The following is a 24853-nucleotide window of genomic DNA, read 5'->3' as shown; positions in this document are numbered from 1 at the left end:
ATATATATTACATGATTAGCACAATAACGACACCCCAGATGATTAATAAAGTATTACCCACCGCATAGGTAACGGTATAGCCTAAGGCTGGAGTCTCACTTCCTACGGCATCTTCCACCGCTCCTAATGCGGCGGTTGTCGTACGTGAACCTGCCGTGCAACCTAAAGTGATAGCCGGGTGGAACTTAAAAACGTAACGTCCCATCAGAATACCGATGATAAGCGGGATAGATGTCGCTAAAGCACCGATAATAAATAAACTTATACCGACTTCCTTCAATCCGGTCACGAAACTGGGACCCGCAGTGATACCGACTACGGCGATAAACATATTCAGTCCCAAATTATTTAATATCCAGACGGAAGGCTCTGGAATACGCCCGAAGGTCGGATGCTTGGAACGAAGCCATCCAAAGACGAGTCCGGCTATCAAAGCGCCGCCACTCGTACTCAGGCTGATCGGGACACCTCCGAAATGAATCGCAAGCGAACCTAAAATTCCCCCTAAGAAAATACCGATACCCACGAAAATCAAATCGGTCTGATTGGTTGGGCGATCGGGATATCCTAAAGTCGTAGCCGCTTTATTTACCTCTGATTTCATACCCACCAATTCCAACATATCACCGGAATCTATCACCGTAGCGGCCAAGACCGGGATATTGATACCCGCACGCCTTATGGACTTGACGCTAACACCGTGCATGAACGATTGATTGCGTAAATAGCAGATCTTTTTCCCCACGTATTCCTTATGGATCACTAGTACGGGTAACGTCTCTGCCGGAAAATCGAGCAATTCAATGTCATTGACCTCGTCGCCAATCCAGTTCTCCTCTCCGATCACGAATTCCCGGCGACCGCTTAGGACAACCTCATTTCCGGTATGTAAAACCAAATCCGGTTTAACATCGGTTAGTACATTATTAATACGGACACGCTCCACGAACAAATGCCGTCCTAATTGGTCCAGATATTCCTCCAACTGCTTTACGCTTTTACCCTCCTTGAACCATTCATTACTAATCTTATAGGCCCGGAAAGTTACCGGACGGGCGGCAGGCATAAAGCCCGGTTGCTCGCTCTCGTCGTTATTTCCCATTTTAGCCTCTAGCTCTTTACAGGCTTTTTTCACGTAGTCGAGTCCTCCTAAAAGACGTGGCCCGATATCACTCACCAACCATGCGGATCCTGCCGTACCGAAAATATAAGTTACCGCATAGGCCACGGGCATCACGTTGACCATAGCGCTTTTATCCGTATCGCTAATATTCATCTGTCCGATCGTATCTTCGGCAACTCCTAATACTGCCGACATCGTCTGGGAGCCCGCCAATAATCCTGCGGCCTCGCCTGCGTTATATCCCATAAGTTTCGCCAGTAAAAAAGGAGCGATCAAGCAAAACACACACATGACGGCGGCGAAAAGCATTTGAGGAAGACCTTCCTTTTTCAATCCCCGGAAGAACTGTGGCCCAACACTATATCCTACAGCGAAGAGGAACATCAAGAAAAAGACGGACTTTAACGGTCCGCTTATATCGATTTTTAATTGCCCGATCAATACACCGACCAATAATACGCTGGTAACCGTTCCCAGCGTGAACTTCTTTATCTTAAACTTGCCAATCCAGAAACCGAGAGCTAAGGTTATGAAAATAGCTAGCTCCGGATAATGTTGAAGTAAATTAGTTATCCATTCCATATCTATTTATTTGATGTTAAACAAAAAAGATGCTATTGAAACAGGGATTCTTTGAAAGATGTTGTTACTTTTCGGGATTATTTATATAAATTTGCGACCGCTTAGGTGATAGAGTTTGTCTACCGACAATTCTATAAAAGGGAATCCGGTTAGAATCCGGAACAGTGCCCGCTACTGTGAAGCTCTTGAAAAGGAAAGCGTTCTGCTATGCCACTGTCTTAAGAAAGATGGGAAGGTTGCTTTCCGAGCCAGTCAGGAAACCTGCCAAGCGAAGTAATGATTAATTCCTCCCGGGGTCAGGAGTAATTAAGAGGATAGAAATATCACCTATATCTAAAAGATGTTGGAGACGGAATAATACGTTGTCTCCGTGGGATTGATATGTAATCTAATTATTAATATATTCATATGATGAGGAAACACTTACTATCTTTCTTCCTGCTGGTCATCAGCCTAGTTTGTCGTGCGCACGATGGCGAGAATTTTGTAGCATCCGATTTATTCGCCTCTTTACAACCGGGCGATAAGGCCGCTTTATTGATGGTACATTTTGGAACAACCCATGATGATACCCGTGCCTTGACAATCGACGCGATCAATCAAAAAGCGAAAGAAGCTTTCAAAGATGTTGAGTTGCGTGAGGCATGGACTTCTCGCATTGTAATGCGCCGCTTAAAAGCTCGTGGCGTAGAGAAACTGAACCCGATCGAGGCCTTGGAAAAATTAAAGACTGATGGTTATACACATGTCTTGATCCAATCCACGAATATAATCGAAGGTATCGAGATGGAATCCTTACGTAAGGATGTTGCCACCATGAAATCTTCTTTCAAGGAGATTCGTATCGGTAATCCTTTATTGTATACACCGGAGGATTATGAGGCGGTAATCGCCGCTATCATAAAAAATGGGGCGAAAGAAGGCGCTACTTTATTGGTAGGCCATGGCACTTATACACCGGCGACGGCCCAATATGCTATGTTGGATTATATGTTGAAGGAGAAGGGATTCAAGGATTATTCCGTAGGAACCATCGAGGGCTATCCTACTTTTGATACGATGGTAGCCCAAGTAAAGGCCAATGGAACGAAGAAAGTCTTGTTGATGCCATTTATGTTTGTTGCCGGAGACCATGCGAAAAACGATATCGCCGGTGATTGGAAAGAGGAATTGGAAAAGAAAGGCTACGAGGTAAGCGTATTTATGGAAGGTCTGGGACAGAATCCGGATATCCAGAAGATCTTCATCGAACATGCCCGTTTCATGGCTAAACATAAGATGATCGATATCGTTGATAAGAAGAAAGCTTATGCGGTAGAGAAGGACTAAAAAAGTTCACTACACAATGTTTTTTATTCCTTTCGGAAGAAAAAGTAATTCCTTCCGAAAGAAACTAAATTTTCATTCGAAGGAAAATGGAATTTCTTTCGAAAGGGATTTCACATGCATACAATAAACAGTTATAATGCTAAATATATGAAAAGAGTTTTGACAATCTTACCGTTGACGGCCTTATGTATCAGTACGATGCAGGCACAACACAAGAATGAGTACACGAATTTCGCCGATACGACATTCAATATTCAAGAAGTCGTAGCGACCGCCGCACGCAAGCCACGTCCACAAATCACGAAGTTGGACGTACCTATGAAATATCTTCCTATTTCAATTAATAGCATTACGGCGAGTAGTTTGGAGTTGCGAGGTATCCGTAATATCCAAGATGCGGTACGCTTTATGCCGGGCGTACGATTCCAGACATCTTATGGCGCATTTCAACAATTGTCGATCCGTGGTTTCGATCATTCTATCATGATGATAGACGGTATCCGCGATGAACGTTCGGCAATAAACAACTCTTATCCCGTACCCGATCTATCCTGTATCGAGTCTATTGAATTATTAAAGGGACCGGCTTCTGTACTTTACGGACATTCAGCCGTAGGTGGAACCTTGAATATCGTTCGTAAATCCCCGTCAGAGAAACAGAGCGTTAACGCCCGATTGGCCTATGGTAGTTACGAGAATAAAGAGGCGACGCTTGGCATGGGCGGTAAATTGGTCGGTCCGGTCAATTATTACGCCAATGTCAACTTTTCCGATCAAGAGGGCTGGCGTGATAATGGCAACCGTCGCTTTTCCGGTTATCTGGCATTGCAAGCTAAAATGACGGAACGTGACATATTAGATGTTCGTGGAGGTTTTAACCGCGACTTCTATGGGACGGAGATCGGTCTTCCCGATTTAATGGCAAATGATGTATATAATGTGCAAACAGGACAGTTATATCTCCATAAAAATGATATGCTACCGGGACTTGACCGTGAGGCTCGCTACAATAACGAGTCCGACTTTATGAAGAATCATGCTTGGAACATATCGACGCAGTATACACATACTTTTTGGAACGGCGCAAAACTAACAGATCGCCTTTCTTACAATAACGACGATATCAACTATTTTGGGACGGAAGCCCTCGACTATCTCGAAAGTGATGATCCGATCTATGATCATTATTATATGAAAAACGGCCAGAAAAAATATATCTGTTTGGACAGTGTATATCTTTCTTTCCCGCTTCGCTTCTCCCATATAGCCAAGACGGTAGCCAATACGCTCGAGCTAAGCGGTAAATTCAGGACGGGTGAGATAAAGCATACGTATATGGGAGGTTACTCTTTCGTCGCCTTGAATCGTACCAGCTATTCGGGCTATAATTTAGGGGATGATGTTCAGGGTCCCGGCCTTTATTCGCATGTATCCGTTTATGATCCGCATAGCATGGGATATATGACCAGTAAATTCTCGAAAGCGACGGTTACGCATCATTATTCCAACAGCCTTTATCTTCAAGATATGGTTGAGTTCAACGAGCAATGGAAGGTATTAGCCGCTCTACGTTACGACTTTTTCCGTTATATGTCCGCCAGCGCTACAACTCCTACCGGACGACGTGAGTATGAGGAGCATTCAAGCTTCAATATGATAAAGAATAAGGCGTTGACTTATCGTTTCGGAGCGGTCTATCTGCCCCATCCGAATACATCCATTTATGCGTCTTTCGCCTCTTTCTTCAAGCCGATCCGTACGTTCTATCAAGATAACGTCATTTATGTAGGAGGTGATGGAAATCGTTTCGAGCCTGCTCGCAATGAGGAAGTATTTAAGCCGGAGAAAGGATACCAAGCCGAGGTGGGGCTTAAATATCAATTGAACAATATATTAAGCGCCAATGCCAGCTTGTTCTATATCCGGAAGATGAACAGTACGGCTACGTTGACCAACAACTATCAAGTGGAGGTAAACGGCGAGACTACCACGATGAGCGTAATCGGACAGGTGGGTGTACAAGATTCCAAGGGTTTTGATTTTGATGTCACTCTTTCTCCGGTAAGCACCTTAGCGCTGACGATCGGTTATGGATTGAACGACTCCAAGATCCGGGAGATGAAAGAAATAAAGGATCCGGAATTGATCGAGGCTATCTATGGCAATAACCCGGATGAGACAAAGCAACAATTGAATAGCCAAGAAGGAAACTGGCAGAGCAACGTACCGAACCAGACTTTCTACGCATACGGCAGTTATACCATCCCTCGGGGTGTCTTGAAGAATCTGGAATTTCACTTGAGTAGCAGTTATACCGGTAAAGTATACCGTAATACGTCAAACAACTCTTGGTTCGATCCGTATTGGGTAACCGATTTCGGTATGTCTTATTTGTTGAACAACAATATTCACCTTACATTCAACTTGAATAACTTGTTTGACAACAATTATTATAACCAAGCGCTCGGACAACAGATGGTGCCAAGCATGCCTCGTAATTTCCAAGTGGCTATCTCCTATACATTATAATATATAGAACATACGCTCATGAATCTATTGACAAAGATCACGCTATTTATACACAGGATACTGGGCACGGCGTTCAGTATCCTGTTTCTCGTTTGGTTCCTATCGGGATTGGTAATGATCTACCATACGTTCCCGCGAGCGGACCGGGCCGATAAACGGGCGAAGATGGATATTCTCTCTCTGGAGAATCTTCCTTCGTTAGACCAGATAGAGAAACGTTTACCGCAGAACGAGCGGATAAGCCATGTTACCTTAAACAGCTATTTGGGACAAACTGTTTTTCATATCCGGACGGAGAAAGGGAGCTATGATATTCCTGCCGACTCGACGGAAAGATTACCCGTAATCGACTGGAATCGTATCCAACGTGTGGCATCACAATGGAATACCTCTTCCATAGCGAAGGTAGATTCCTTGTACACCTTGGACCAATGGATTCCATTCGGTCGTTTAAAAGAGGAATTTCCGATCTATAAATTCCATTTCGCCGATCCGGAACGACATGAATTATACATATCCTCTAAATCCGGGGAGGTTTTGCAATATACGGATAAAAACAGTCGTTTCTGGGCTTGGCTCGGGGCGATCCCTCATTGGGTTTATTTCACTTCCTTGCGGCAAGACGCTGAATTATGGATAAAGGTAGTTGTCTGGTTATCCGGCATTGGATGCGTTATGTGTATCGCTGGGATCTATTTAGGAATACGGGATTTCCGGTTAGCGAGGAGACGTCATTTGATTTCCCCTTATAAGAAGTTCTGGTATAAATGGCATCATATTCTTGGGGTGTTATTCGGTTTATTCGTCCTCACCTTCTGCTTTAGTGGTATGATGTCTTTGGCTCGTGTACAGGATTGGGGGTTGAAAGCCAAGCTCGATACAAACCCGGTTCAAGAACTGCGGAAGATGGCTCCTTCCCCACTCGATTATCCGTTGGATTACAGGGCGGTCGTACAAGCCTATCCCGGCCAGATCCGTCAATTGGAATGGAGTAGTTTTGGTGATATACCCTTTTACATCGTACAAACAGACACGAAGGATATTGTCGTGAACGCGAATAAGAGCGACAGGATATCTTTATTGAACCTGCGACCGGAAGAAATCCGTTCCGTATTGTCTCAGATACATGGTATCGGGACCACGGCTGATATCAAGCTGTTGGATACGTATGATACATATTATATCTCACGAAAAAGGAATTTAGAACTCCCGGTCTGGAAAGTATCCATTCAAGACGTGGACAATAGTTGTTATTACATTAATCCCCGTAATGGACAATACCGTTATGTAAATACGCCGTCTCGTTGGAACCATTGGATGTATCCGGCATTGCATAGCTTGAATCTGAAATTCTTGGTAGATCATCCGGTCTTATGGAATATCGTGATGTGGGGAACCATGTTGGGAGGCACGTTCGTTTCCTTATCCGGTGTATGGCTTGCGATAAAATATATCAGGCGAAAAGCGAGAAGAAAGAAGTAAAGCCTGTATATTTGTATTATATTTATTGAGAACATTGTATTATAAAATAGATTTGAATGAATAAAGGCAAGATTATAGTCGCCGGAATCGGCCCCGGTAGCGAGGCCGATATAACGCCTGCGGTTTTGGCCGCTATCCAAAGCTCGGATGTCATCATAGGATATAAATATTATTTCCGTTTTATCACCCACTTGCTTCGTGAGGGAACGGAATGTATAGATACAGGTATGAAACGTGAGCAAGCTCGTGCCGAGCAAGCTTTCGCTTATGCCAACGAGGGAAAGACGGTTTGCGTGATCAGTTCCGGTGACGCCGGTATTTATGGCATGACTCCTCTGATTTATGAGATGAAGAAAGAATCCGGAAGCGAGATCGAGATCGAGTCGTATCCGGGCATCAGCGCTTTCCAGAAAGCTGCGTCCTTGCTTGGCGCTCCTATCGGACATGATTTCTGTGTGATTTCCCTCTCAGACTTGATGACTCCTTGGGAACTGATCGAGAAACGGATTCACGCGGCGGCCATGGCCGATTTTGTTACGGCGATCTATAATCCAAAAAGCGAGGGACGTTATTGGCAACTCTATCGCTTAAAAGAATTGTTCCTGCAAGAACGCAAGCCGGAGACTCCGGTCGGTTATGTACGTCAGGCCGGACGGGAGGAGCAAGAAGTATTCGTCACTACGCTCGCAGATCTGGACCCCGAGCAGATCGATATGTTTACGGTAGTCTTGATCGGAAACTCACAAACATATCTTTCCGGGAATCATATGATCACTCCCCGGGGATATTATGGCGAGATCAAACAAAAGAAAATGGATACGGGTATCGGACAGGACATCATGATCCGTAGTTTCCGTACGATCGAGAAGGAATTGAAAAACCAAGAGATCCCGTTGGATAAGAAATGGGCGTTACTCCATGCCATTCATACGACGGCCGATTTCGATATGGAAAATATCCTTTATGCCGACCCGGATGCTGTCTCTACATTATATAATAAGATCAGCGGCGGGGAAGTTCCTACGATCATCACCGATGTCACGATGGCTGCTTCCGGCATTCGTAAGGGAGCTCTGCAACGTCTGGGTGTCGAAGTGAAATGTTATCTTCAAGACGAGCGGGTCGCTGAGATGGCTTCGAGCAAAGGAATTACCCGTACCCAAGCCGGTATTCGTCGGGCCGTGGAAGAGCATCCGACCGCTCTGTTTGTCTTCGGGAACGCCCCGACCGCCCTTATGGAATTATGCGATTTAATACGTAAAGGTAAAGCCACTCCAGCTGGCATTATCGCGGCTCCGGTAGGTTTTGTACATGTGCAGGAATCCAAACATATGGTGAAACCTTTTATCGGTATACCGAAACTAATCGTGGAAGGTCGTAAAGGAGGTAGTAATTTAGCGGCTACGCTAGTGAATGCCATCCTTTGTTTTAATGACGCAGAACAATTAAAGCCGGGAAGAGATGTATGAACCGATTTTATGTCATAGGGCTGGATGATAATATGCGGCAATACTTTCCGCCGGAGATATTGGAGATAATCTCGTCCCACCGGGTGTTCTCCGGAGGCGTGCGGCATCATGAGATTGTACGTTCGCTCTTGCCCGAGAAAGCGGACTGGATCGATATAAAAGTCCCGTTGGACGAGGTCTTCGATCGCTATCGTTCGTACGACGGTCGGGAAAGCATCGTTGTATTCGCTTCCGGAGATCCTTTGTTTTTCGGATTCGCCGTTACGATTCAAAACCGATTGCCGGATGCGCAAATCCGCCTGTACCCGTCATTTAATTCCTTGCAACTCTTGGCACAAAATCTATTGATGCCTTACCACGATATGCGGATCGTCTCCCTTACCGGACGGCCTTGGCACGAGTTCGATCGTGCCTTGATCGAAAGTGCGTCTAAGATAGGCGTGCTCACGGATCGGGAACATACGCCTACGACTATCGCTCGCCGGATGCTGGAATACGGCTATGATAATTATACCATGTTCGTGGGAGAACGGTTAGGAAATACCGAACGGCAGAGCATCCGCCAATTCAGTATACAAGCCGCGGCAATGAATAATTTCGTTCATCCGAATTGCTTGATCCTAAAGAAAGAGCGTGACGGGCATTCCCGTAAATTCGGCCTGCCGGATTCCGCGTTCGAGCATTTGAACGGACGGGAGAAGATGATAACCAAAATGCCGATCCGTTTGTTATCTTTAAGCATGCTGGATCTGAGAAACCGGGAACGTTTTTGGGATATCGGCTTTTGCACGGGTTCTGTCTCGATAGAGGCTAAATTGCTGTTCCCGCATTTGCATATCACGAGTTTTGAGATCCGGGAAGAGGGACGAAAGTTAATGACTGAGAATTGCCGTCGTTTTGGGACTCCGGGTATCGAGGCTATAATCGGAGATTTCTTATCGGTGGATTTATCAGCGTTGGAGGCTCCGGATGCAATCTTTATCGGCGGACATGGCGGGAAATTAGTGGAGATCCTTATGGTAGTTTCCAAAAAGATGAAAGAGAACGGTGTCATCGTCTTCAACTCCGTATCCGACGAAAGCAAAGCGCTTTTAGAGGAAGCGGTCCGCCAAACCGGTCTTCGGATATCCGCCCAAACCCGTATCACGATTGATGATTTTAATACGATTACCGTGAATGTTATTTATAAATTATGAGTACAATATCAATTATTCCAATATCCGATAGCAGCCGGGTGCTTGCTGAGCGAATTCTTGCTTCTTATCCTGAGGCGAAGATCTTACCATTCGGCTCTTTCTCAAAAGAGGTTTTTCACGAATCCAGTAGTTTGGTATTTATAGGAGCGATGGGAATTTGCGTACGCAGTATCGCTCCCTTCGCGGAAGATAAACATACCGATCCGGCCGTGGTTTGTATAGATAGTACCGGCAAATACGTGATTCCTGTCTTATCCGGACATATCGGTGGAGCGAACGATCTTTCCAAAGAGTTAGCGAACCTATTAGGAGCCGAAGCGATTATTACGACACAAAGCGACAACGCAAACCTATGGGCGCTCGATACATTAGGGAAGAAATACGATTGGACCTTGATCGCCAAAGATAGCAATGCCGCCATCTCCACTTTTGTCAATGGAAAACCGACAGCGCTACTCCTTGATATACGAGATAAAGGAACGGATTATTTGGAGCGTACGGTCCCGTCTCATGTCTCTATCTTTTATTCCTTCGAGGCGATACCGCAGCAAGACTATGAGTTATTGATGATCGTCAGTCCCCAACAATACGATACATCCATCCCTACGATCACCTATATACCGAAAGTCCTCCACCTAGGAATGGGTTGCCGCAAGGATATGCAAGGCGATCCTACGGTCGTTTACGAACATATTAAAGATGTATTGCGTGATAAACGCCTATATCCGGAAGCTTTGGCGGATGTAAATACAATCGATTTGAAGAAATGCGAACCGGTGCTGACATTATTGGCTTATGGAGTTATGGAATGCCCTTTCCACACCTATACATCGGAGGAGCTGAAAGATATCCCGGTACCCAATCCCTCGGAGAAGGTACTGGAGGTAACCGAATCCCCAAGTGTATCGGAAGCTTCCGCCATTTATGCGGCTCATGGCGGTCCGCTTTTGGTCGAGAAGCAAAAAGCGGATTTAGGGAAAGGAAATGAATATACCTTTGCCGTAGCGTTAGATCGGGCGGCCTGCCGCAAGGGACATATCGAGATCGTAGGAGCCGGTCCCGGCGATCCGGACTTGATCTCTATCCGCGGACGGCAAATGTTGGAGAAAGCGGATTTGATCCTGTATGCAGGAAGCCTCGTCCCGAAAGAACTTACCTTATGCGCGAAGGCAGGCGCTACGGTGCGAAGCTCGGCGGATATGAATCTGGAAGAACAGTTCGCGTTGATGAAAGAGTTTTATGATAAAGGATTGTTTGTCGTTCGTTTGCACACGGGCGATCCTTGCATCTATGGAGCTATTCAAGAGCAAATGAATTACTTTGATCAATACGGGATGGATTATCATATCACTCCGGGTATCTCCTCTTTCCAAGCCGCCGCCGCCGCTCTTTATTCTCAGTTCACGATTCCGGAGAAAGTACAAACGATCATCCTCACTCGTGGCGAAGGACGTACGCCCATGCCTGAGAAAGAGCAACTGCACAAACTGGCTCAAAGCCAAAGTACGATGTGTATTTTCTTAAGCGCCGGTGTCGTAGAGAAGGTCCAAGAGGAATTATCGCGACATTACGCTCCAACCACTCCGGTAGCCGCTTGCTATAAATTGACATGGAAAGACGAGCGGATCTACCGTGGGCAACTGAAAGATCTCGCGAAAATCGTAAAAGAGAATCATCTTACACTGACAACATTACTTGTCGTCGGGGATGCCATCGATAATCGCAAGGGTCTATCCCGCTTATATGCGGATGAATTCAAACATCTTTTCCGTAAGTAATGATACTGATCCTTGGAGGAACGACAGAAGGTCGTGTGGCTGTGCGGGTAGCGGACGAGGCAGCCGCTACCTATTACTATTCTACGAAAGGAACTTTGCAATCCATTGAATGTGCGCATGGAATCCGTTTGACCGGAGCCATGAATGCGGAGGAAATGGAGTGTTTTTGTCGTGACCACGCGATTAAGCTATTGATTGATGCGGCACACCCTTTCGCTCAAGTGTTACACCAAACGATCGAAAAAGTATCGAAATGTTTACAGATTCCGGTGATCCGTTACGAACGTCGGTATCCACCTCGTGATGAGGACTTGATTTGGTGCGATAGTTATGCAGACGCAATTCACCAAATGGAAAACAAAGGTATCCAACGGCTACTTGCCCTCAGTGGCGTGAACACCCTTGCCCCGCTCCGCCCTTATTGGCGATCGCATACCACTTGGTTCCGTATATTGGAGCGGGAGGAATCTTTGTCGTTGGCCGAAAAGCAGGGCTTCCCCCAAGAACGTCTGGTTTTCTATCGAGAAGGTGAGGATGAGTTAAAGTTGTTGGAGCAACTCCATCCGGATGCGATCTTGACAAAGGAAAGTGGTTTCTCCGGCTATTTTACGGATAAAGTGAACGCTGCCCGCCAATTCGGAATACCAGTATTTGTCGTGAAGCGTCCCGCATTACCGGAAACTTTCTACCGAGTGTATGGTGAAGACGGATTGCGTAAACAAATTGAACGCCTATTACCAGAATTCTTTCCCTTGAAAAGCGGATATACGACCGGAGCTTGTGCTACCGCCGCCGCAAAAGCTGCTTTATTGGCCTTATTATCACGGAAGGAACAAACAGAAAGCCAGATAACATTACCCTCGGGAGAACAGATAACGTTGCCGGTAGCCTATACCGAATGGGCCGGGTGTTCCTCCGCCACCTGTACCGTGATCAAGGAGTCTGGGGATGATCCGGACGTGACGAATCATAGCCGGATCCGGGTTACTGTTCAATTATCTCCCGATGCATCCGGTTGTGCCACGGTAATGGCACAAGAAGAACATTGTCAAGAAACAGAAAGCGACGATACGGGAAGAGTCATCTTCCAAGCAGGTGAAGGAGTCGGAACCGTGACCCTTCCGGGACTCGGCTTGAAAGTCGGTGGCCCGGCTATAAACGCCACGCCCCGTAAGATGATCCGGCAAGAGCTGATTCCACTCCTGCCCTCACCCGATTCCGTCGCTATTGTCACGGTCTCGGTTCCCGGTGGCGAGGAGTTGGCGAAACGTACCTTCAATCCGAAACTTGGAATTATCGGGGGAATCTCTATTATCGGGACATCCGGAATCGTGCGTCCTTTCTCATCGGACGCTTTTATCGCCTCGATACGGAAAGAAGCCAGTGTCGCCAAAGCGATAGGTTGCGAGACGTTGGTTATTAATTCCGGGGCGAAGAGTGAACGCTACCTTCGGAGCTTATACGCTTCTTTGCCTCCACAATCATTCGTCCATTACGGGAATTTTATCGGAGAGACGCTAAAGATCGCTGCCGATTTAGGTTTCAAGCAGGTTATCTTAGGCATCATGATCGGCAAGGCGGTGAAACTTGCGGAAGGTTTCCTGGATACACACAGCAAAAAAGTCGTCATGAACAAAGGCTTCCTTCAAGATGTAGCGAAAGAAGCGAAATGCGAGGAGGCGACCGTAGATGCAATCAATCGGATTACGTTGGCCCGTGAATTATGGGAGCTTCTTACGGAAAAAGATCAAAATCGTTTCTTCCCATTACTTTTACAAAAATGTAAATCGTATTGCGCTCCTATCCTTCCCGACGGCGAACTAACCTTGCTGTTAATATCCGAAGAGGGCAAGGTCTTATACCAATCTTAGCTTTAGAGACGCAGCACGCACGCTACGTCTCTACACCCCCCAGACTGTAATAGCATTTCTTTTTAGCTGTTTATTCTTTTTTATTAGGGATTCTTTAAGAATACATATTAGGAGGATTTCGTACTTTTGCCCTCTAAATATTGATTAAAATAATGTTTAGATATCTTTTAATTTATATGGCCTGCCTTCTATTCGCCTTTTCCGTAAAGGCGCAAGGTATTTCCAATGACACGATTCCGAAAGAAGTGCTGATGCTGGACGGTAAGCCTATGACCGAAAAGCAAATACAACGTTATCATAAACAATTACATAAAGACTCCATACGGGCCAACAAAAGGATCTGGTGGTCTATCCTTGGCGGACCGTCTTACACGCCGGAAGCCTCCTTTGGCGTAGGTGGTGCGGTTTTGGCTAGCTTTCGCTTAAACAAGAATGATACGATATCCCAACGATCGTTTATCCCTGCGGGATTTAACATCACCTTAAACGGGACGTTCGTTTTTGCCGGTGCTGGTACCTTATTCTTCAACGAGAATCGCTTCCGTATTTATATCAGTTACGGTTATCGGAACGAACCTTCGCATTATTTCGGGAAAGGCTATGAGACGATCGAGCAAATCGAGAAGAGCGACTCGACAACGAAATTCCATAAGAGTTCTTTCCAACTATATCCCCGTTTCGTATGGGAAGTTAGGCCTCATTTATATACGGGTCCTCTTTTTGATATTAATTTCAGCAAATCAGATGATATCAACCCGGTGATGGCCGAAGATCCTTATTTCAATAAGTTCAAACGAGATTATGTCAATATCGGTGTCGGCGGCTTGATTCAATACGATACACGAAATGATGTGGCGACCCCAAGTTCCGGTATGTTACTAAGCGCGATCGCCAAGGTGTACGGAAAGTATTTAGGCGGTGCATATAATTATGAGATGTTCGAACTGGAATACCGCCAATTCCAGCAAGTATTTCGTCCTCGTAGCACCTTGGCATGGATCGCCAAGACACAAATCGGTGTGGGGAACGTTCCTTTTACGGAGCTTCCTTCATTTGGTTCCCCTTTCGATCTTCGCGGATATTATTGGGGGAAGTACCGTGACAAGACCATGGCGTATGGGATTCTGGAGTATCGTCATATGTTCGGCAGCGTGGAGAAATATAAGAGCGGTAATTTCTGGGCGAAGTGTGGTTTTGTAGGTTGGGTTGGCACGGGTACGATCGGAAACGCTCCTATCGTAGACTGGAATAAGTGGAAATTCAACTACGGCGTAGGCCTACGTATCCAAATGCAACCCGGCAAGAACTTCCGCCTAGACGTAGGCAAAGACCCGAACCAAAAAGGAATGGCGGTTTATATGAATATGACGGAAGCCTTCTAAAACCAGAAGGCTCCCGTCTACGATCTATGGAAGTATAACCTTGCGTTAAAATTATCGTTTAAAAGCCGGAAATATCTTAATATCGATTTTTTTCACTAAGTTTGCGTCGTCGAAGGGGTGCCATACTATATGGGCTGAGATCATACCCTTACTACTTGATGCGGGTAATGCCGCCGTAAGAAAAACGAATGTTAGATGGATAAAAATGAAATGTACCGTTATCCGGTAGCTTTAACGATCGCGGGCTCTGATAGTGGCGGTGGTGCCGGAATACAAGCGGATATTAAGACTTTTTCCTCGCTGGGGGTTTTTGGAGCCTCGGCGATAACGGCTATAACCGCTCAAAACACACAGGGAGTGCGAGGGATCCAAGCGATCTCTCCCGAGATTTTGAGAGGACAAATCGAAGCTATTCTTGAGGATTTCATCGTAGATGCCGTAAAAATAGGGATGCTACATAACAAGGATGCCGTAAAGGTTGTATCTGAGACTTTACCTTCCTTCCGACGAACTTCTATCATTTTAGATCCAGTGATGATATCCACGAGCGGAAGTAAATTATTGGAGGATGACGCCATCCGAACCATCATGGATGAGTTGTTCCCTAAAGCGACACTGCTTACTCCGAATATTCCCGAGACGGAATATCTTTCCGGTATAAAAATCAATAACGAGGCGGATATCTTATGTGCCGCCCGGAAATTGCAGGAAAAAGGATGTAACGCTATATTGATCAAAGGGGGGCATATTCCCGGAGTAGAAACGGTGGATCGGTTATTTATCAATGAGAATAATCCGATTTGTCTGGCCTCGCCAACAGTGGAGACCTTCAATACCCATGGAACGGGCTGTACGCTATCGTCCGCCATCGCCGCTTATATGGCACTCGGCCATTCATTGGTGGAAGCCGTACGATTAGCCAAGGAATATATGAATAACGCGCTCGTTCACGGGGCAAATGTATGCATGGGAAAAGGGCACGGACCTGTAAACCACTTCTTCTCACCCTCTGCCCTTCATAAAATCCGATGGAATCATGAATAAGCTGGTCGTAATTACTACACCTTATTTTTTCGCGGATGAAGCTTCTTTGATCGAACTTCTATTCGCGGAAGGAATGTCTCGTTTACATCTACGTAAACCGGATTGTAAACGTGATGAATTGGAGGGCTTATTGGATAAGATCTCTCCGGCTTATTACGACAGGATCGTTCTTCATGATTGGTTTACCTTGGCAGAAGAAAGGGCTTTAGGAGGAATCCATTTGAACAAGAGGAACCCGGAAGCTCCACCTTTATATAAAGGTAGTATAAGTCGTTCTTGCCATAGTCTGGAAGAGATTATCGAGTATAAACCGGTATGCGACTATGTGTTCCTTAGCCCGATCTTTCAGAGTATATCCAAAGAAGGATATGGTAGCGGATTCTCCTTAGATGGATTGCGAAATGCGAAGGGCATCATCGATGATAAGGTGATTGCCTTGGGAGGAATCTGCCCGCGGACAATAACGAAATTAAAAGATATCCCCTTCGGCGGTGTCGCCGTTCTCGGGGCCCTTTGGGGAAACGATCCCTCCCTTTTTGTTGCGGATCAACTCATAAAACAATTCAAACGATTACAAGTATGGCCTTAAATTATTATTTCGGATATGATGAGAATGGAAGAGTCGATCGGAGAACAACCGGATTACGCCCCCCTTTTGGTGGAAACAATCGCTTGATGTTTATAACGCATCGTACGCCTAAATATACGGAATGCGACGAGGTAAGCATGGCAATCCAAGGAGGGTGCTCATGGATACAGTTGCGCATGAAGGATGGGATTTATGAGGATACCGTACGTACATGTGCAACTATCTGCGCGGAAGAATGTGAGCGAATCGTGGATTTCTGCGTAAACGATGATCTGGAGGCTGCCGTGACATGTGGCGCTACGGCTTGTCATCTGGGTAAGAATGATATGCCCTTGGATATCGCTTGGGAAGTACTGAGAGACAAGTTAGATTCCAATGCCATCTTCTATATCGGGGCTACGGCGAATACCTTTGAGGATATCCGGCTGGCCGTAGAGCGAGGCGCCTCGTATATCGGACTAGGGCCGTATCGCTTTACGGGTACCAAGAAGAATTTGAGTCCCATCTTAGGCTTGGATGGTTATCGTAAAATAATCGCTCAATGCAAGGAGGCTGACATTGATATTCCTATCTTCGCGATAGGTGGTATTACGCTGGAAGACGTAGGCCCTTTGATGGAGACAGGTATAACCGGAATCGCTGTTTCGGGCGCGATTATCAATGCTTCCGATCCCGTGGAGGAAACCCGCCGGTTTATAGAGGAAATCAATAAGTACTAAACTAAATACATATGGCTAATAAAAAGAATATGCGTATTTCCTATCCGTCCTCGGAAAAGATTTATGTCCCGGGCGAGATCAATAAGATCAAGGTTGGTATGCGTAAGATTAAATTGTTGGACACGGTAACCTTGGATGAGCATGGAGAACGAATCTTCAAGAAGAACAATCCGGTAATCGTTTACGATACGAGCGGCCCGTATTCCGATCCCAAGATATCGATTGATATCGCTAAAGGACTTCCTCGTATACGTGAGGAATGGTACGGTAAGCGTAAAGATGTGGTTCAATTGCCGGAATTGACTTCCGCTTATGGCCGTGAGCGATTGGCGGACGCGAGTCTGGATTCCCTGCGTTTCCCCAAGCGATACTTGCCTTTCCGGGCTAAAGAGGGTAAGAATATCACCCAGATGTATTATGCGAAGAAGCGCATTATCACTCCGGAAATGGAGTACGTGGCGATCCGTGAGAACCAGCAAATCGAGGCTTTGGGACTGAAGTCGTATATCACGCCGGAGTTCGTCCGCAAGGAAATCGCCGCCGGTCGCGCGATCATCCCGGCGAATATCAATCACCCGGAAGCCGAGCCGATGATTATCGGTAAGAAATTCTTGGTAAAGATCAATACCAATATCGGTAACTCCGCTCTTTCCTCCGGTATCGACGAGGAGATCGAGAAGGCTATATGGAGTTGTAAATGGGGCGGAGACACGTTGATGGATCTCTCTACCGGCGATCATATCCATGAGACGCGCGAATGGATTATCCGTAACTGCCCGGTTCCGATGGGTACGGTTCCTATTTATCAAGCCTTGGAGAAAGTGAATGGTAAGGTAGAGGATCTTTCTTGGGAGATCTATCGGGATACGTTGGTCGAGCAGGCGGAACAGGGCGTGGATTATTTCACGATCCACGCGGGTTTGTTGCGCAAGCATGTGGAGCTGACGGCGACTCGCCTGACGGGGATCGTATCCAGAGGCGGATCGATCATGGCCAAATGGATGCAGCTTCATGACGAGGAAAACTTCCTGTACACGCATTTCGCCGAGATCTGCGAGATACTGAAGGCATACGACGTGGCGGTCTCTATCGGAGACGGGCTTCGTCCCGGTTCTATCTATGACGCGAACGACGCGGCACAATTCGCCGAGCTTCACACGATGGGAGAACTGACGAAAATAGCTTGGGAGCAGTTCGTACAAGTGATTATCGAAGGCCCGGGCCATGTTCCCATGAATAAGATTCATGAGAATATGAAGGAACAACAGTATGCCTGTCATGGAGCGCCGTTCTATACGCTGGGCCCGTTGACGACCGATATCGCTCCTGGATACGATCATATCACGTCGGCTATCGGTGGCGCGCAAATTGCTTGGCATGGGACGGCCATGATCTGCTACGTTACGCCGAAGGAGCATTTGGGATTGCCGAATAAGGAAGACGTGCGTAATGGGGTGGTCGCTTATAAGATAGCGGCGCATGCCGCTGACTTGGCGAAAGGGCATCCCGGCGCTCAAGTACGTGATAACGCGTTGAGCAAGGCACGTTTTGATTTCCGCTGGAAAGACCAGTTCAATTTGTCCTTGGACCCGGAAAGGGCTTTACAGTATTATAAGGAGAGTGCTGTTACGGATGGAGAGTACTGTACGATGTGCGGTCCTAATTTCTGCGCTATGCGGTTAAGTAAGGATTTGCAAGGTTGTAAATAAAATACTGTTTTGAGGGGATGAGACGGGGCATGCCCCGTCTCTACAATTGAGTGATTTGTTTTCCGCATTCGTAGCCTTCCTCATATAGTTCTTCCAGTTTCTTTGTGTCGCTTCCGGTACGGCCGACTTTAATCGGGCTTTGCGGACGGATGACGAAGGCTTTTCCTTCGGCCTCCAGTTGGTCTATGTAATCCAAGACCTCGTTGTACCGCCGGTATCGTAGTCGCAACTGTTCCCGGATCGCCGGGTATTTGTTATAAATAAAGCCGGGAAGGTAAAAATCTTTCTCTTCTTTCCGATAGCCTTTGTTACGGGTAAGGATGATGACGTTCTTGGAGAAGCCGTCGGCGATAGCCCGTCGGATAGGGATGGCATCGCATACGCCTCCGTCGACCATCGGTATCCCGTCTACATACGTAATTGGACAGAGGATCGGTAAGGTGCAAGATGCTTTACAGATATCCACCAAACGTTTCTTATCTTTCTTCTCCTCGAAATATTCCGCTTTACCCGTCAAGCAATTGCTCGTGACCATAACGAACCGATCCTTGGACTTGAAATAGGTATCGTAATCCAACGGATAATACAAATCCGGATAGACATAAAACAAGAAATTCAGATCGATATATCCCCTTCCCCGTAAGAAATGACGAAGACCTATGTAATTATATTTCTTCAATAGGTCGATATTGCTAAAACGAGAGCGTCCCCGCTGGCGGGAAGCATACGAGATTCCGTTACTCGCGCCCGCCGATACTCCGATCGTATAAGGAAACCAAATATCATGATCCATAAAATAATCCAATACTCCCACCGTAAATATAGCACGCATTCCGCCACCTTCCAACACCAAACCTGTCTGACTATCTATTTCCATATATATACCTCTGAATTAAAAAAGCCATTGCTGGGTTCCCACCAAGCAATGGCCACAAAAATATAATAAATCAGCGATAAATAATAGTTCCTTTTTAGAATTTACTTGGTCACTTCGTTCACTAAGGGACGGCCTTCCTCGAAATCCTTGATGTTCCGCAAGGTAGTATCGGCGATATTATGCAGAGCCTCTTTCGTGAAAAACGCCTGATGGGAAGTAACGATCACATTGTTGAACGAGAGTAGACGGGCCAAGACATCATCATCGATAATCTTATCCGATTTATCCTCGTAGAAATAGTCTCCTTCCTCCTCGTAGACATCCAATCCAGCGGCGGATACTTTCTTGGTCTTCAATCCCTCGATCAAGGCGTTGGTATGGATCAGTAACCCGCGTCCCGTATTGATAATCATTACGCCGTCTTTCATCTTGGCGATCGAATCGTCGTTGATCAGATAACGAGTCTGGTCAGTCAACGGGCAATGCAAGGAAATGATATCGGACTCTTTGTATAACTCGTCTAAAGAGACATAGGTGATCCCTTCCTCCTTGGCGAATTTCTCATCCGGATACAGGTCATTTGCCAATACACGCATCCCCAATCCTTTTAAGATATGAATCAATATCTTGGCGATCTTTCCGGTACCGATAATACCGGCGGTCTTGCCATGCATATCAAATCCCATCAAGCCATTCAAGGAGAAGTTGCCATCTCTCGTACGCCAGTATGCCCGGTGTATCTTACGGTTTAACGATAACATCAAGGCCAACGTATATTCAGCGACCGCATAAGGTGAGTAGGCCGGTACGCGTACGACCGGTAATTTCCCCCTGGCGGCATTCAAATCCACATTATTAAAACCGGCGCAACGAAGCGCCAACAGTTTCACACCATTGGCAACCAAAGCGTCTATTACGGCGGCATCAGCCGTGTCGTTCACGAAAATACATACAGCGTCTACCCCTTGGGTTAAGACGACATTATTGATATTCAAATGTCCTTTATAGTAACGAATATCGAACTCATACCGCTCATTGATCTTATCGAAAGAAGCGATGTCGTAGGGTTTAGCACCAAAAAACGCAATCTTATACGCCATATAACTTTAGTTTTTTAATATAACTAAATTAAGCCCTTGATTGTTTATCGAAAAAGAAATCCATTCGTTTAATTATAGTACTTTTGTCCGCTGGGTAACAATATAGATGAGCATGAATCAATCCCATAAAAGATCTTTTATAGCAGTTCTTATTTTTATTGGCTTTCTCTTGTTTATGGCATTTTGGGGCATCGACCTGATCTTAGGGGCGTATGCGGGACATAAATTGAGTAAACTTGCCGAAAGGCATCATCTTGACATACGCTATGATAAGATCCGGTTGATAGGGCTGAGTACCGTACGTATGGAGGGATTGACCGTTATCCCGATTGATGCTGATACGTTGATACATGCGGACAGGCTTCAAGCGAAACTGGAGCTTGGCAGATTATTGCTACTTACCCCTGCCATAGAGAGTGTACAAGCGGATAATTTGCATATTCATTTTATTAAGAAGGGAGAGAGAGCTAATTTTGATTTCCTTTATAAACCATCGAATCACCTAGGTGAGCCAGAGGAAACAGCTGTAGATGATAAGGAACAGGATTACGCACGCAAGGCTGAACGCTCCCTTAGTCTCCTTTTCAATTTATTGCCCGGAAATGCCTTGGTACATGATTTATGTGTTTCTTATAGTAATAAAGGAGATGAACTAATACTAGAGATACCCGAACTCAATCTTACTAACAATCAATTCTCTACGCATATAAACAGCACGGAGAACGGAGTTCGCAGCGAATGGATTTGCGAAGGCTCTCTCTCTGATAAGGAGCGACTCGTGAAAGCCCGTCTCTACGCCGACGAGCATACGAAGATTCCTCTTCCTTTTCTGGAATATCGTTGGGGGGCATCGGTACGTTTCGACACCTTGGCCTTCGAGCTTAAGGGACCTAAAATAGAAGAAGACATACAATCCTTACTCGGAAGCGCCTATGTGAGCGGGCTTACCATCCACCAAGAGCGTATATCTCTGGACACGGTCTTACTGGATAAAGGCTCTATACACTACCGGACAAACATCGGTAAGAACTATATCGAATTAGATAGCGTCAGTGATATCCGGTTTAATCATCTGGATTTCCATCCTTATCTGAAGATCGTTAAAGATACCAGTTGGCAAATCACGGCCTCTGTGAATAAAAGAGATTTCCCTGCGGATCAACTGTTCTCCTCCCTGCCTAAAGGCTTATTCTACAATCTGGAAGGCCTGAGAACAGAAGGTACCCTCTCCTATCATTTCCGATTGGATTTGGATTTCGGACAGGTAGACAGCTTGATCTTGGAGTCTACCTTGAAAGCGAAGGACTTCCAGATCCTTGCCTATGGGAATACGGATTTGCGGAAGATGAATGAGCCATTTGAATATACTGTCTATGAGCAAGGCGAGCCGGTACGCTCTTTCGAGATCGGTCCGGCGAATCCCTCTTTCCGCCCGTTCAACGCCGTATCCCGTTATCTTCCTTTAGCGATCATGCAGAGTGAGGATGCCGGCTTCTTTTATCACAACGGTTTTATTCCAAGCGCTATCCGGGAATCGTTGATACAGGATATCAAGGAACGACGTTTCGCCCGTGGCGGCAGTACGCTTAGCATGCAATTGGTGAAGAATGTATTCTTGAGCCGTAATAAGACGATCGCCCGCAAGCTGGAGGAAATGTTAATCGTATGGCTGATCGAGAGCGATCATCTGACCTCTAAAGAGCGGATGTTTGAGGTTTATCTGAACATCGCCGAATGGGGTCCCATGATTTATGGAGCCGCCGAGGCCTCACGTTATTATTTCGCGAAGGAACCTTCCCAATTAAACCTTGCCGAGTGCATTTTTATGGCCAGCATTATCCCCAAGCCCAAACAGGTCCGCTATTGCTTCGACGGGTTGCGGTTGAAGCCGTATTATGAGGATTTTTACAGGGTAATACTGGATCGCTTGGTAGATCGTGGACTTATATCTTCGGAAGAGGCGATAGGGGTAACGCCGGAGTCTGTCGAAATAACAGGTCCGGCTAAAGAATACCTGACGGCTACCCAAAGTCGATCTCCACGCTCGTCCCAACCCCTAGATCAGAAATAATATTCACCTTCGCCCCATAGGTGCTCAATATGCGTAGCGAGAGGCTTAGCCCGACACCATGCCCGGCGTATTCCCGGGTATTGCTCGCCCTGTAAAAGGGTTGGAAGATTCGTTTCAATTCCTCGGGAGGAATGCCGATACCTCGGTCGGATATGGTCAAGACACTGCCTCGAAGCCGCATCTCTACCGATTTATCGTCCGAATACTTACAGGCGTTGCTCAAGATATTCTTGATCGCTATCTTCAATAAATAGGGATTGGCACTGATCATATAAGAGAAATTATCCGGGGAGAACGAGATCCGGGCCGAGGAGAACTGCATCAAGAAGTCCGCTAGGAAGATCGTCTCCATCGCGCTTTTCTGGATCTCCTTATCCCCGTGCGACAGGAACAGCAGGTGTTTGATCAATTGTATGATACGGCTCGTCTCCGTGGCGATACGTCTTAATGCCGCTTGGTATTCCTCCGGGGAGCGCTCTTTCAGCAGGCTGATCTCGCATTCGCCTTGAATGGCTGTCAGTGGATTGTTCAACTCATGCGAGGCGTTGCTGATAAACGCTTTCTCACTTTGGTAAGCAGCGTCGATCCGGTCTACCATCCGGGTCGCGTATAGTCTGCCGACAAAATAGATCAATACCGAGCTAACCAATATCAATCCCAGCAACAGCCAGCCGATCCGATGCTGGATATCCATCCCATACTGATTCCCGGAAAGGACAATCACGATGAAATTCCCCTCGTTGTCGGGATAATACAAAGCCGCTCCCATTTGCGTATCGTGCTTGAAGTGAACGATATCCTCTTGGTATAGAGATCTCACCTGCGTGGCGTCCAGATAACGGGACAGCACTTGCCGGGTCTCCAAGCTATCGGCGTTCAGCAATATCTCGGTAGCGACGGGAAGGGTTTCCTCGTAACGCTGTTGGATACGGGCATAGCTCTCGTCGTCGGTCTCGTCCTTCTCCCAATGCTTCTGTGCCGTGGCATAGGCTTTTTCCGTCAGGTAAGAATAGTACAGGCGAGAGATATAGCTCGTGGAAACCCAATAGAAGACAAGCGTCACGACGGCTATCACGCCTATGGTAATGGCCGAGTAAAAGAGAGCGATCTTGTTTCCTGTCTTCATGCTTCCATCATATAGCCCACGCCCACCACGGTATGGATTAGCTTAGGTTCGAAGTCCTTGTCTATCTTCGTGCGCAAATAATTCACGTAGACATCAACCACGTTCGTATTGGTATCGAAATCCTTGTCCCAGACATTCTTTAGCAAGTTCATCCGGCTCAGGGCCGTTCCTTGGTTCTGTATGAAATATTCCAAGAGCCTATATTCCTTTACCGTCAAATCGATGACCTGCCCATTCCGTATAGCCCGATGGCTTGGAGGATCTAAGACCAGATCCCCGCACCGAAGAGCCATATGGACGGATTCGTTTCCCGATCGACGTAATAACGCCTTTATGCGGGCCTCGAGCTCTTGGAAGCTGAAAGGTTTTACCAGATAATCATCCGCCCCGGCATCCAGCCCACTAACGATATCCTCGGTGGTTCCCAAGGCGGTCAGCATGATCACGGGAGCATGGTAACCGAACCGTTGCCGGTACTGTTTGCAAAGTTGCAGGCCGTTCATCTTCGGCATTATAATATCCAGAATCAGCAATTGGAAATCGTTCTTCTGTGTCAGTTCCCAACCAGCGGCACCGTCATAAGCGACATATACCTCATGCCCGAACTCCCGCAAGCCTCTTTCTATAAAAGAGGCGATGTTTACCTCGTCTTCTACTAATAATATCTTCGCCATTGTATCGTATGTATTAATAAGAATGTCCATCATTAATAATGCGTACTTAGGGTGATGCTAATCGTATCACAGAGGTGAAACGTTCTTTTCACGGTTGTGATACGATCGTTTCACCTCTGTGATATGATCTTTTCACAGCCGTGAAAAGATCAGTAAGTATAATCCTTTCGCATAATAACTCCAGTCGCCCTCCCTAATAGTTC

General features: G+C 46.3%; 18 protein-coding genes and 2 riboswitches. Of the genes, 13 read left to right on the top strand and 5 right to left on the bottom strand.

Annotated elements, in window-relative coordinates; genetic code table 11:
• Positions 1-7: 7 nt before the first annotated feature.
• Positions 8-1705: an aspartate-alanine antiporter gene (gene aspT / locus BDI_RS05370; RefSeq protein ID WP_008779873.1), complete on the bottom strand. Its 1698-nt coding sequence runs from the start codon at positions 1703-1705 to the stop codon at positions 8-10.
• A gap of 85 nt (positions 1706-1790) precedes the next feature.
• A riboswitch (cobalamin riboswitch) is annotated at positions 1791-1988 on the top strand.
• A 128-nt stretch (positions 1989-2116) separates the two neighbouring features.
• Between aspT and BDI_RS05365 the strand changes: the two genes are divergently transcribed.
• The 12 genes from BDI_RS05365 (at position 2117) to thiC (ending at position 18802) form a co-directional block, all read left to right on the top strand.
• Entirely contained in the window at positions 2117-3034 is a 918-nt protein-coding gene (locus BDI_RS05365; protein ID WP_005856993.1) for a sirohydrochlorin cobaltochelatase, read from the top strand.
• Positions 3035-3181: 147 nt separating this feature from the next.
• Entirely contained in the window at positions 3182-5563 is a 2382-nt protein-coding gene (locus tag BDI_RS05360; RefSeq protein ID WP_011966307.1) for a TonB-dependent receptor, read from the top strand.
• A gap of 18 nt (positions 5564-5581) precedes the next feature.
• Positions 5582-7045 (top strand): PepSY domain-containing protein, encoded by a 1464-nt coding sequence (locus BDI_RS05355; protein WP_011966306.1) that lies wholly within the window; start codon positions 5582-5584, stop codon positions 7043-7045.
• Between the two features lie 56 nt (positions 7046-7101).
• Positions 7102-8514, top strand: a complete 1413-nt coding sequence (cobJ, locus tag BDI_RS05350; protein ID WP_005862324.1) for a precorrin-3B C(17)-methyltransferase — start codon at positions 7102-7104, stop codon at positions 8512-8514.
• Positions 8511-9710, top strand: a complete 1200-nt coding sequence (locus tag BDI_RS05345; protein WP_011966305.1) for a bifunctional cobalt-precorrin-7 (C(5))-methyltransferase/cobalt-precorrin-6B (C(15))-methyltransferase — start codon at positions 8511-8513, stop codon at positions 9708-9710. The genes cobJ and BDI_RS05345 overlap by 4 nt, the downstream gene beginning before the upstream one ends.
• On the top strand, positions 9707-11488 hold the full coding sequence (gene cobM, locus BDI_RS05340) for a precorrin-4 C(11)-methyltransferase (protein WP_011966304.1): 1782 nt from the start codon (positions 9707-9709) through the stop codon (positions 11486-11488). The genes BDI_RS05345 and cobM overlap by 4 nt, the downstream gene beginning before the upstream one ends.
• Complete coding sequence (gene cbiD / locus BDI_RS05335; protein WP_009017437.1) at positions 11488-13359, top strand: cobalt-precorrin-5B (C(1))-methyltransferase CbiD; 1872 nt, start codon at positions 11488-11490, stop codon at positions 13357-13359. Before cobM ends, cbiD begins: the two co-directional genes overlap by 1 nt.
• A gap of 152 nt (positions 13360-13511) precedes the next feature.
• Positions 13512-14741, top strand: a complete 1230-nt coding sequence (locus BDI_RS05330) for a BamA/TamA family outer membrane protein (RefSeq protein WP_005862328.1) — start codon at positions 13512-13514, stop codon at positions 14739-14741.
• Between the two features lie 103 nt (positions 14742-14844).
• Positions 14845-14942: riboswitch (TPP riboswitch) on the top strand.
• Positions 14937-15785, top strand: coding sequence for a bifunctional hydroxymethylpyrimidine kinase/phosphomethylpyrimidine kinase (thiD, locus tag BDI_RS05325; RefSeq protein WP_011966303.1), 849 nt, complete (start codon positions 14937-14939; stop codon positions 15783-15785). Its footprint overlaps the riboswitch before it by 6 nt.
• Positions 15778-16374, top strand: a complete 597-nt coding sequence (locus BDI_RS05320) for a thiamine phosphate synthase (protein ID WP_011966302.1) — start codon at positions 15778-15780, stop codon at positions 16372-16374. Before thiD ends, BDI_RS05320 begins: the two co-directional genes overlap by 8 nt.
• A complete protein-coding gene (locus tag BDI_RS05315) occupies positions 16365-17093 on the top strand; it encodes a thiamine phosphate synthase (RefSeq protein ID WP_011966301.1) in 729 nt (242 codons plus the stop codon). The genes BDI_RS05320 and BDI_RS05315 overlap by 10 nt, the downstream gene beginning before the upstream one ends.
• Positions 17094-17104: 11 nt before the next feature.
• Positions 17105-18802, top strand: a complete 1698-nt coding sequence (gene thiC / locus BDI_RS05310) for a phosphomethylpyrimidine synthase ThiC (protein WP_011966300.1) — start codon at positions 17105-17107, stop codon at positions 18800-18802.
• A gap of 40 nt (positions 18803-18842) precedes the next feature.
• Here the strand turns inward: thiC and BDI_RS05305 are convergent, their stop codons facing one another.
• Together BDI_RS05305 and BDI_RS05300 are read right to left on the bottom strand one after the other, a co-directional pair.
• Complete coding sequence (locus tag BDI_RS05305; protein ID WP_005857012.1) at positions 18843-19679, bottom strand: patatin-like phospholipase family protein; 837 nt, start codon at positions 19677-19679, stop codon at positions 18843-18845.
• A 101-nt stretch (positions 19680-19780) separates the two neighbouring features.
• Positions 19781-20779: a 2-hydroxyacid dehydrogenase gene (locus tag BDI_RS05300; protein ID WP_005857013.1), complete on the bottom strand. Its 999-nt coding sequence runs from the start codon at positions 20777-20779 to the stop codon at positions 19781-19783.
• A gap of 112 nt (positions 20780-20891) precedes the next feature.
• On the opposite strand from BDI_RS05300, the gene BDI_RS05295 reads away from it, so the two are divergent.
• Positions 20892-22850, top strand: a complete 1959-nt coding sequence (locus BDI_RS05295) for a biosynthetic peptidoglycan transglycosylase (protein ID WP_011966299.1) — start codon at positions 20892-20894, stop codon at positions 22848-22850.
• Here the strand turns inward: BDI_RS05295 and BDI_RS05290 are convergent.
• Together BDI_RS05290 and BDI_RS05285 are read right to left on the bottom strand one after the other, a co-directional pair.
• Positions 22801-23976, bottom strand: coding sequence for a sensor histidine kinase (locus BDI_RS05290; RefSeq protein ID WP_009017429.1), 1176 nt, complete (start codon positions 23974-23976; stop codon positions 22801-22803). The two genes, BDI_RS05295 and BDI_RS05290, sit on opposite strands and share 50 nt — an antisense overlap.
• Positions 23973-24650, bottom strand: coding sequence for a response regulator transcription factor (locus BDI_RS05285; RefSeq protein ID WP_005857016.1), 678 nt, complete (start codon positions 24648-24650; stop codon positions 23973-23975). Before BDI_RS05285 ends, BDI_RS05290 begins: the two co-directional genes overlap by 4 nt.
• Positions 24651-24853: the final 203 nt, after the last annotated feature.

It is taken from the genome of Parabacteroides distasonis ATCC 8503, assembly GCF_000012845.1.
In the GTDB taxonomy this organism is placed as follows: domain Bacteria; phylum Bacteroidota; class Bacteroidia; order Bacteroidales; family Tannerellaceae; genus Parabacteroides; species Parabacteroides distasonis.
This window is presented reverse-complemented; position numbering and strand designations above follow the sequence as displayed.

Excerpts from the sequence above, each read along its gene's own strand:
- BDI_RS05365 (WP_005856993.1), top strand. The coding sequence starts at position 2,117 with ATGAGGAAACACTTACTATCTTTCTTCCTGCTGGTCATCAGCCTAGTT.
- BDI_RS05345 (WP_011966305.1), top strand. The coding sequence starts at position 8,511 with ATGAACCGATTTTATGTCATAGGGCTGGATGATAATATGCGGCAATAC.
- cobM (WP_011966304.1), top strand. The coding sequence starts at position 9,707 with ATGAGTACAATATCAATTATTCCAATATCCGATAGCAGCCGGGTGCTT.
- cbiD (WP_009017437.1), top strand. The coding sequence starts at position 11,488 with ATGATACTGATCCTTGGAGGAACGACAGAAGGTCGTGTGGCTGTGCGG.
- BDI_RS05360 (WP_011966307.1), top strand. The coding sequence starts at position 3,182 with ATGAAAAGAGTTTTGACAATCTTACCGTTGACGGCCTTATGTATCAGT.
- BDI_RS05285 (WP_005857016.1), bottom strand. The coding sequence starts at position 24,650 with ATGGCGAAGATATTATTAGTAGAAGACGAGGTAAACATCGCCTCTTTT.
- BDI_RS05295 (WP_011966299.1), top strand. The coding sequence starts at position 20,892 with ATGAATCAATCCCATAAAAGATCTTTTATAGCAGTTCTTATTTTTATT.
- thiC (WP_011966300.1), top strand. The coding sequence starts at position 17,105 with ATGGCTAATAAAAAGAATATGCGTATTTCCTATCCGTCCTCGGAAAAG.
- BDI_RS05305 (WP_005857012.1), bottom strand. The coding sequence starts at position 19,679 with ATGGAAATAGATAGTCAGACAGGTTTGGTGTTGGAAGGTGGCGGAATG.
- BDI_RS05290 (WP_009017429.1), bottom strand. The coding sequence starts at position 23,976 with ATGAAGACAGGAAACAAGATCGCTCTCTTTTACTCGGCCATTACCATA.
- BDI_RS05315 (WP_011966301.1), top strand. The coding sequence starts at position 16,365 with ATGGCCTTAAATTATTATTTCGGATATGATGAGAATGGAAGAGTCGAT.
- thiD (WP_011966303.1), top strand. The coding sequence starts at position 14,937 with ATGGATAAAAATGAAATGTACCGTTATCCGGTAGCTTTAACGATCGCG.
- aspT (WP_008779873.1), bottom strand. The coding sequence starts at position 1,705 with ATGGAATGGATAACTAATTTACTTCAACATTATCCGGAGCTAGCTATT.
- BDI_RS05320 (WP_011966302.1), top strand. The coding sequence starts at position 15,778 with ATGAATAAGCTGGTCGTAATTACTACACCTTATTTTTTCGCGGATGAA.
- BDI_RS05330 (WP_005862328.1), top strand. The coding sequence starts at position 13,512 with ATGTTTAGATATCTTTTAATTTATATGGCCTGCCTTCTATTCGCCTTT.
- cobJ (WP_005862324.1), top strand. The coding sequence starts at position 7,102 with ATGAATAAAGGCAAGATTATAGTCGCCGGAATCGGCCCCGGTAGCGAG.
- BDI_RS05300 (WP_005857013.1), bottom strand. The coding sequence starts at position 20,779 with ATGGCGTATAAGATTGCGTTTTTTGGTGCTAAACCCTACGACATCGCT.
- BDI_RS05355 (WP_011966306.1), top strand. The coding sequence starts at position 5,582 with ATGAATCTATTGACAAAGATCACGCTATTTATACACAGGATACTGGGC.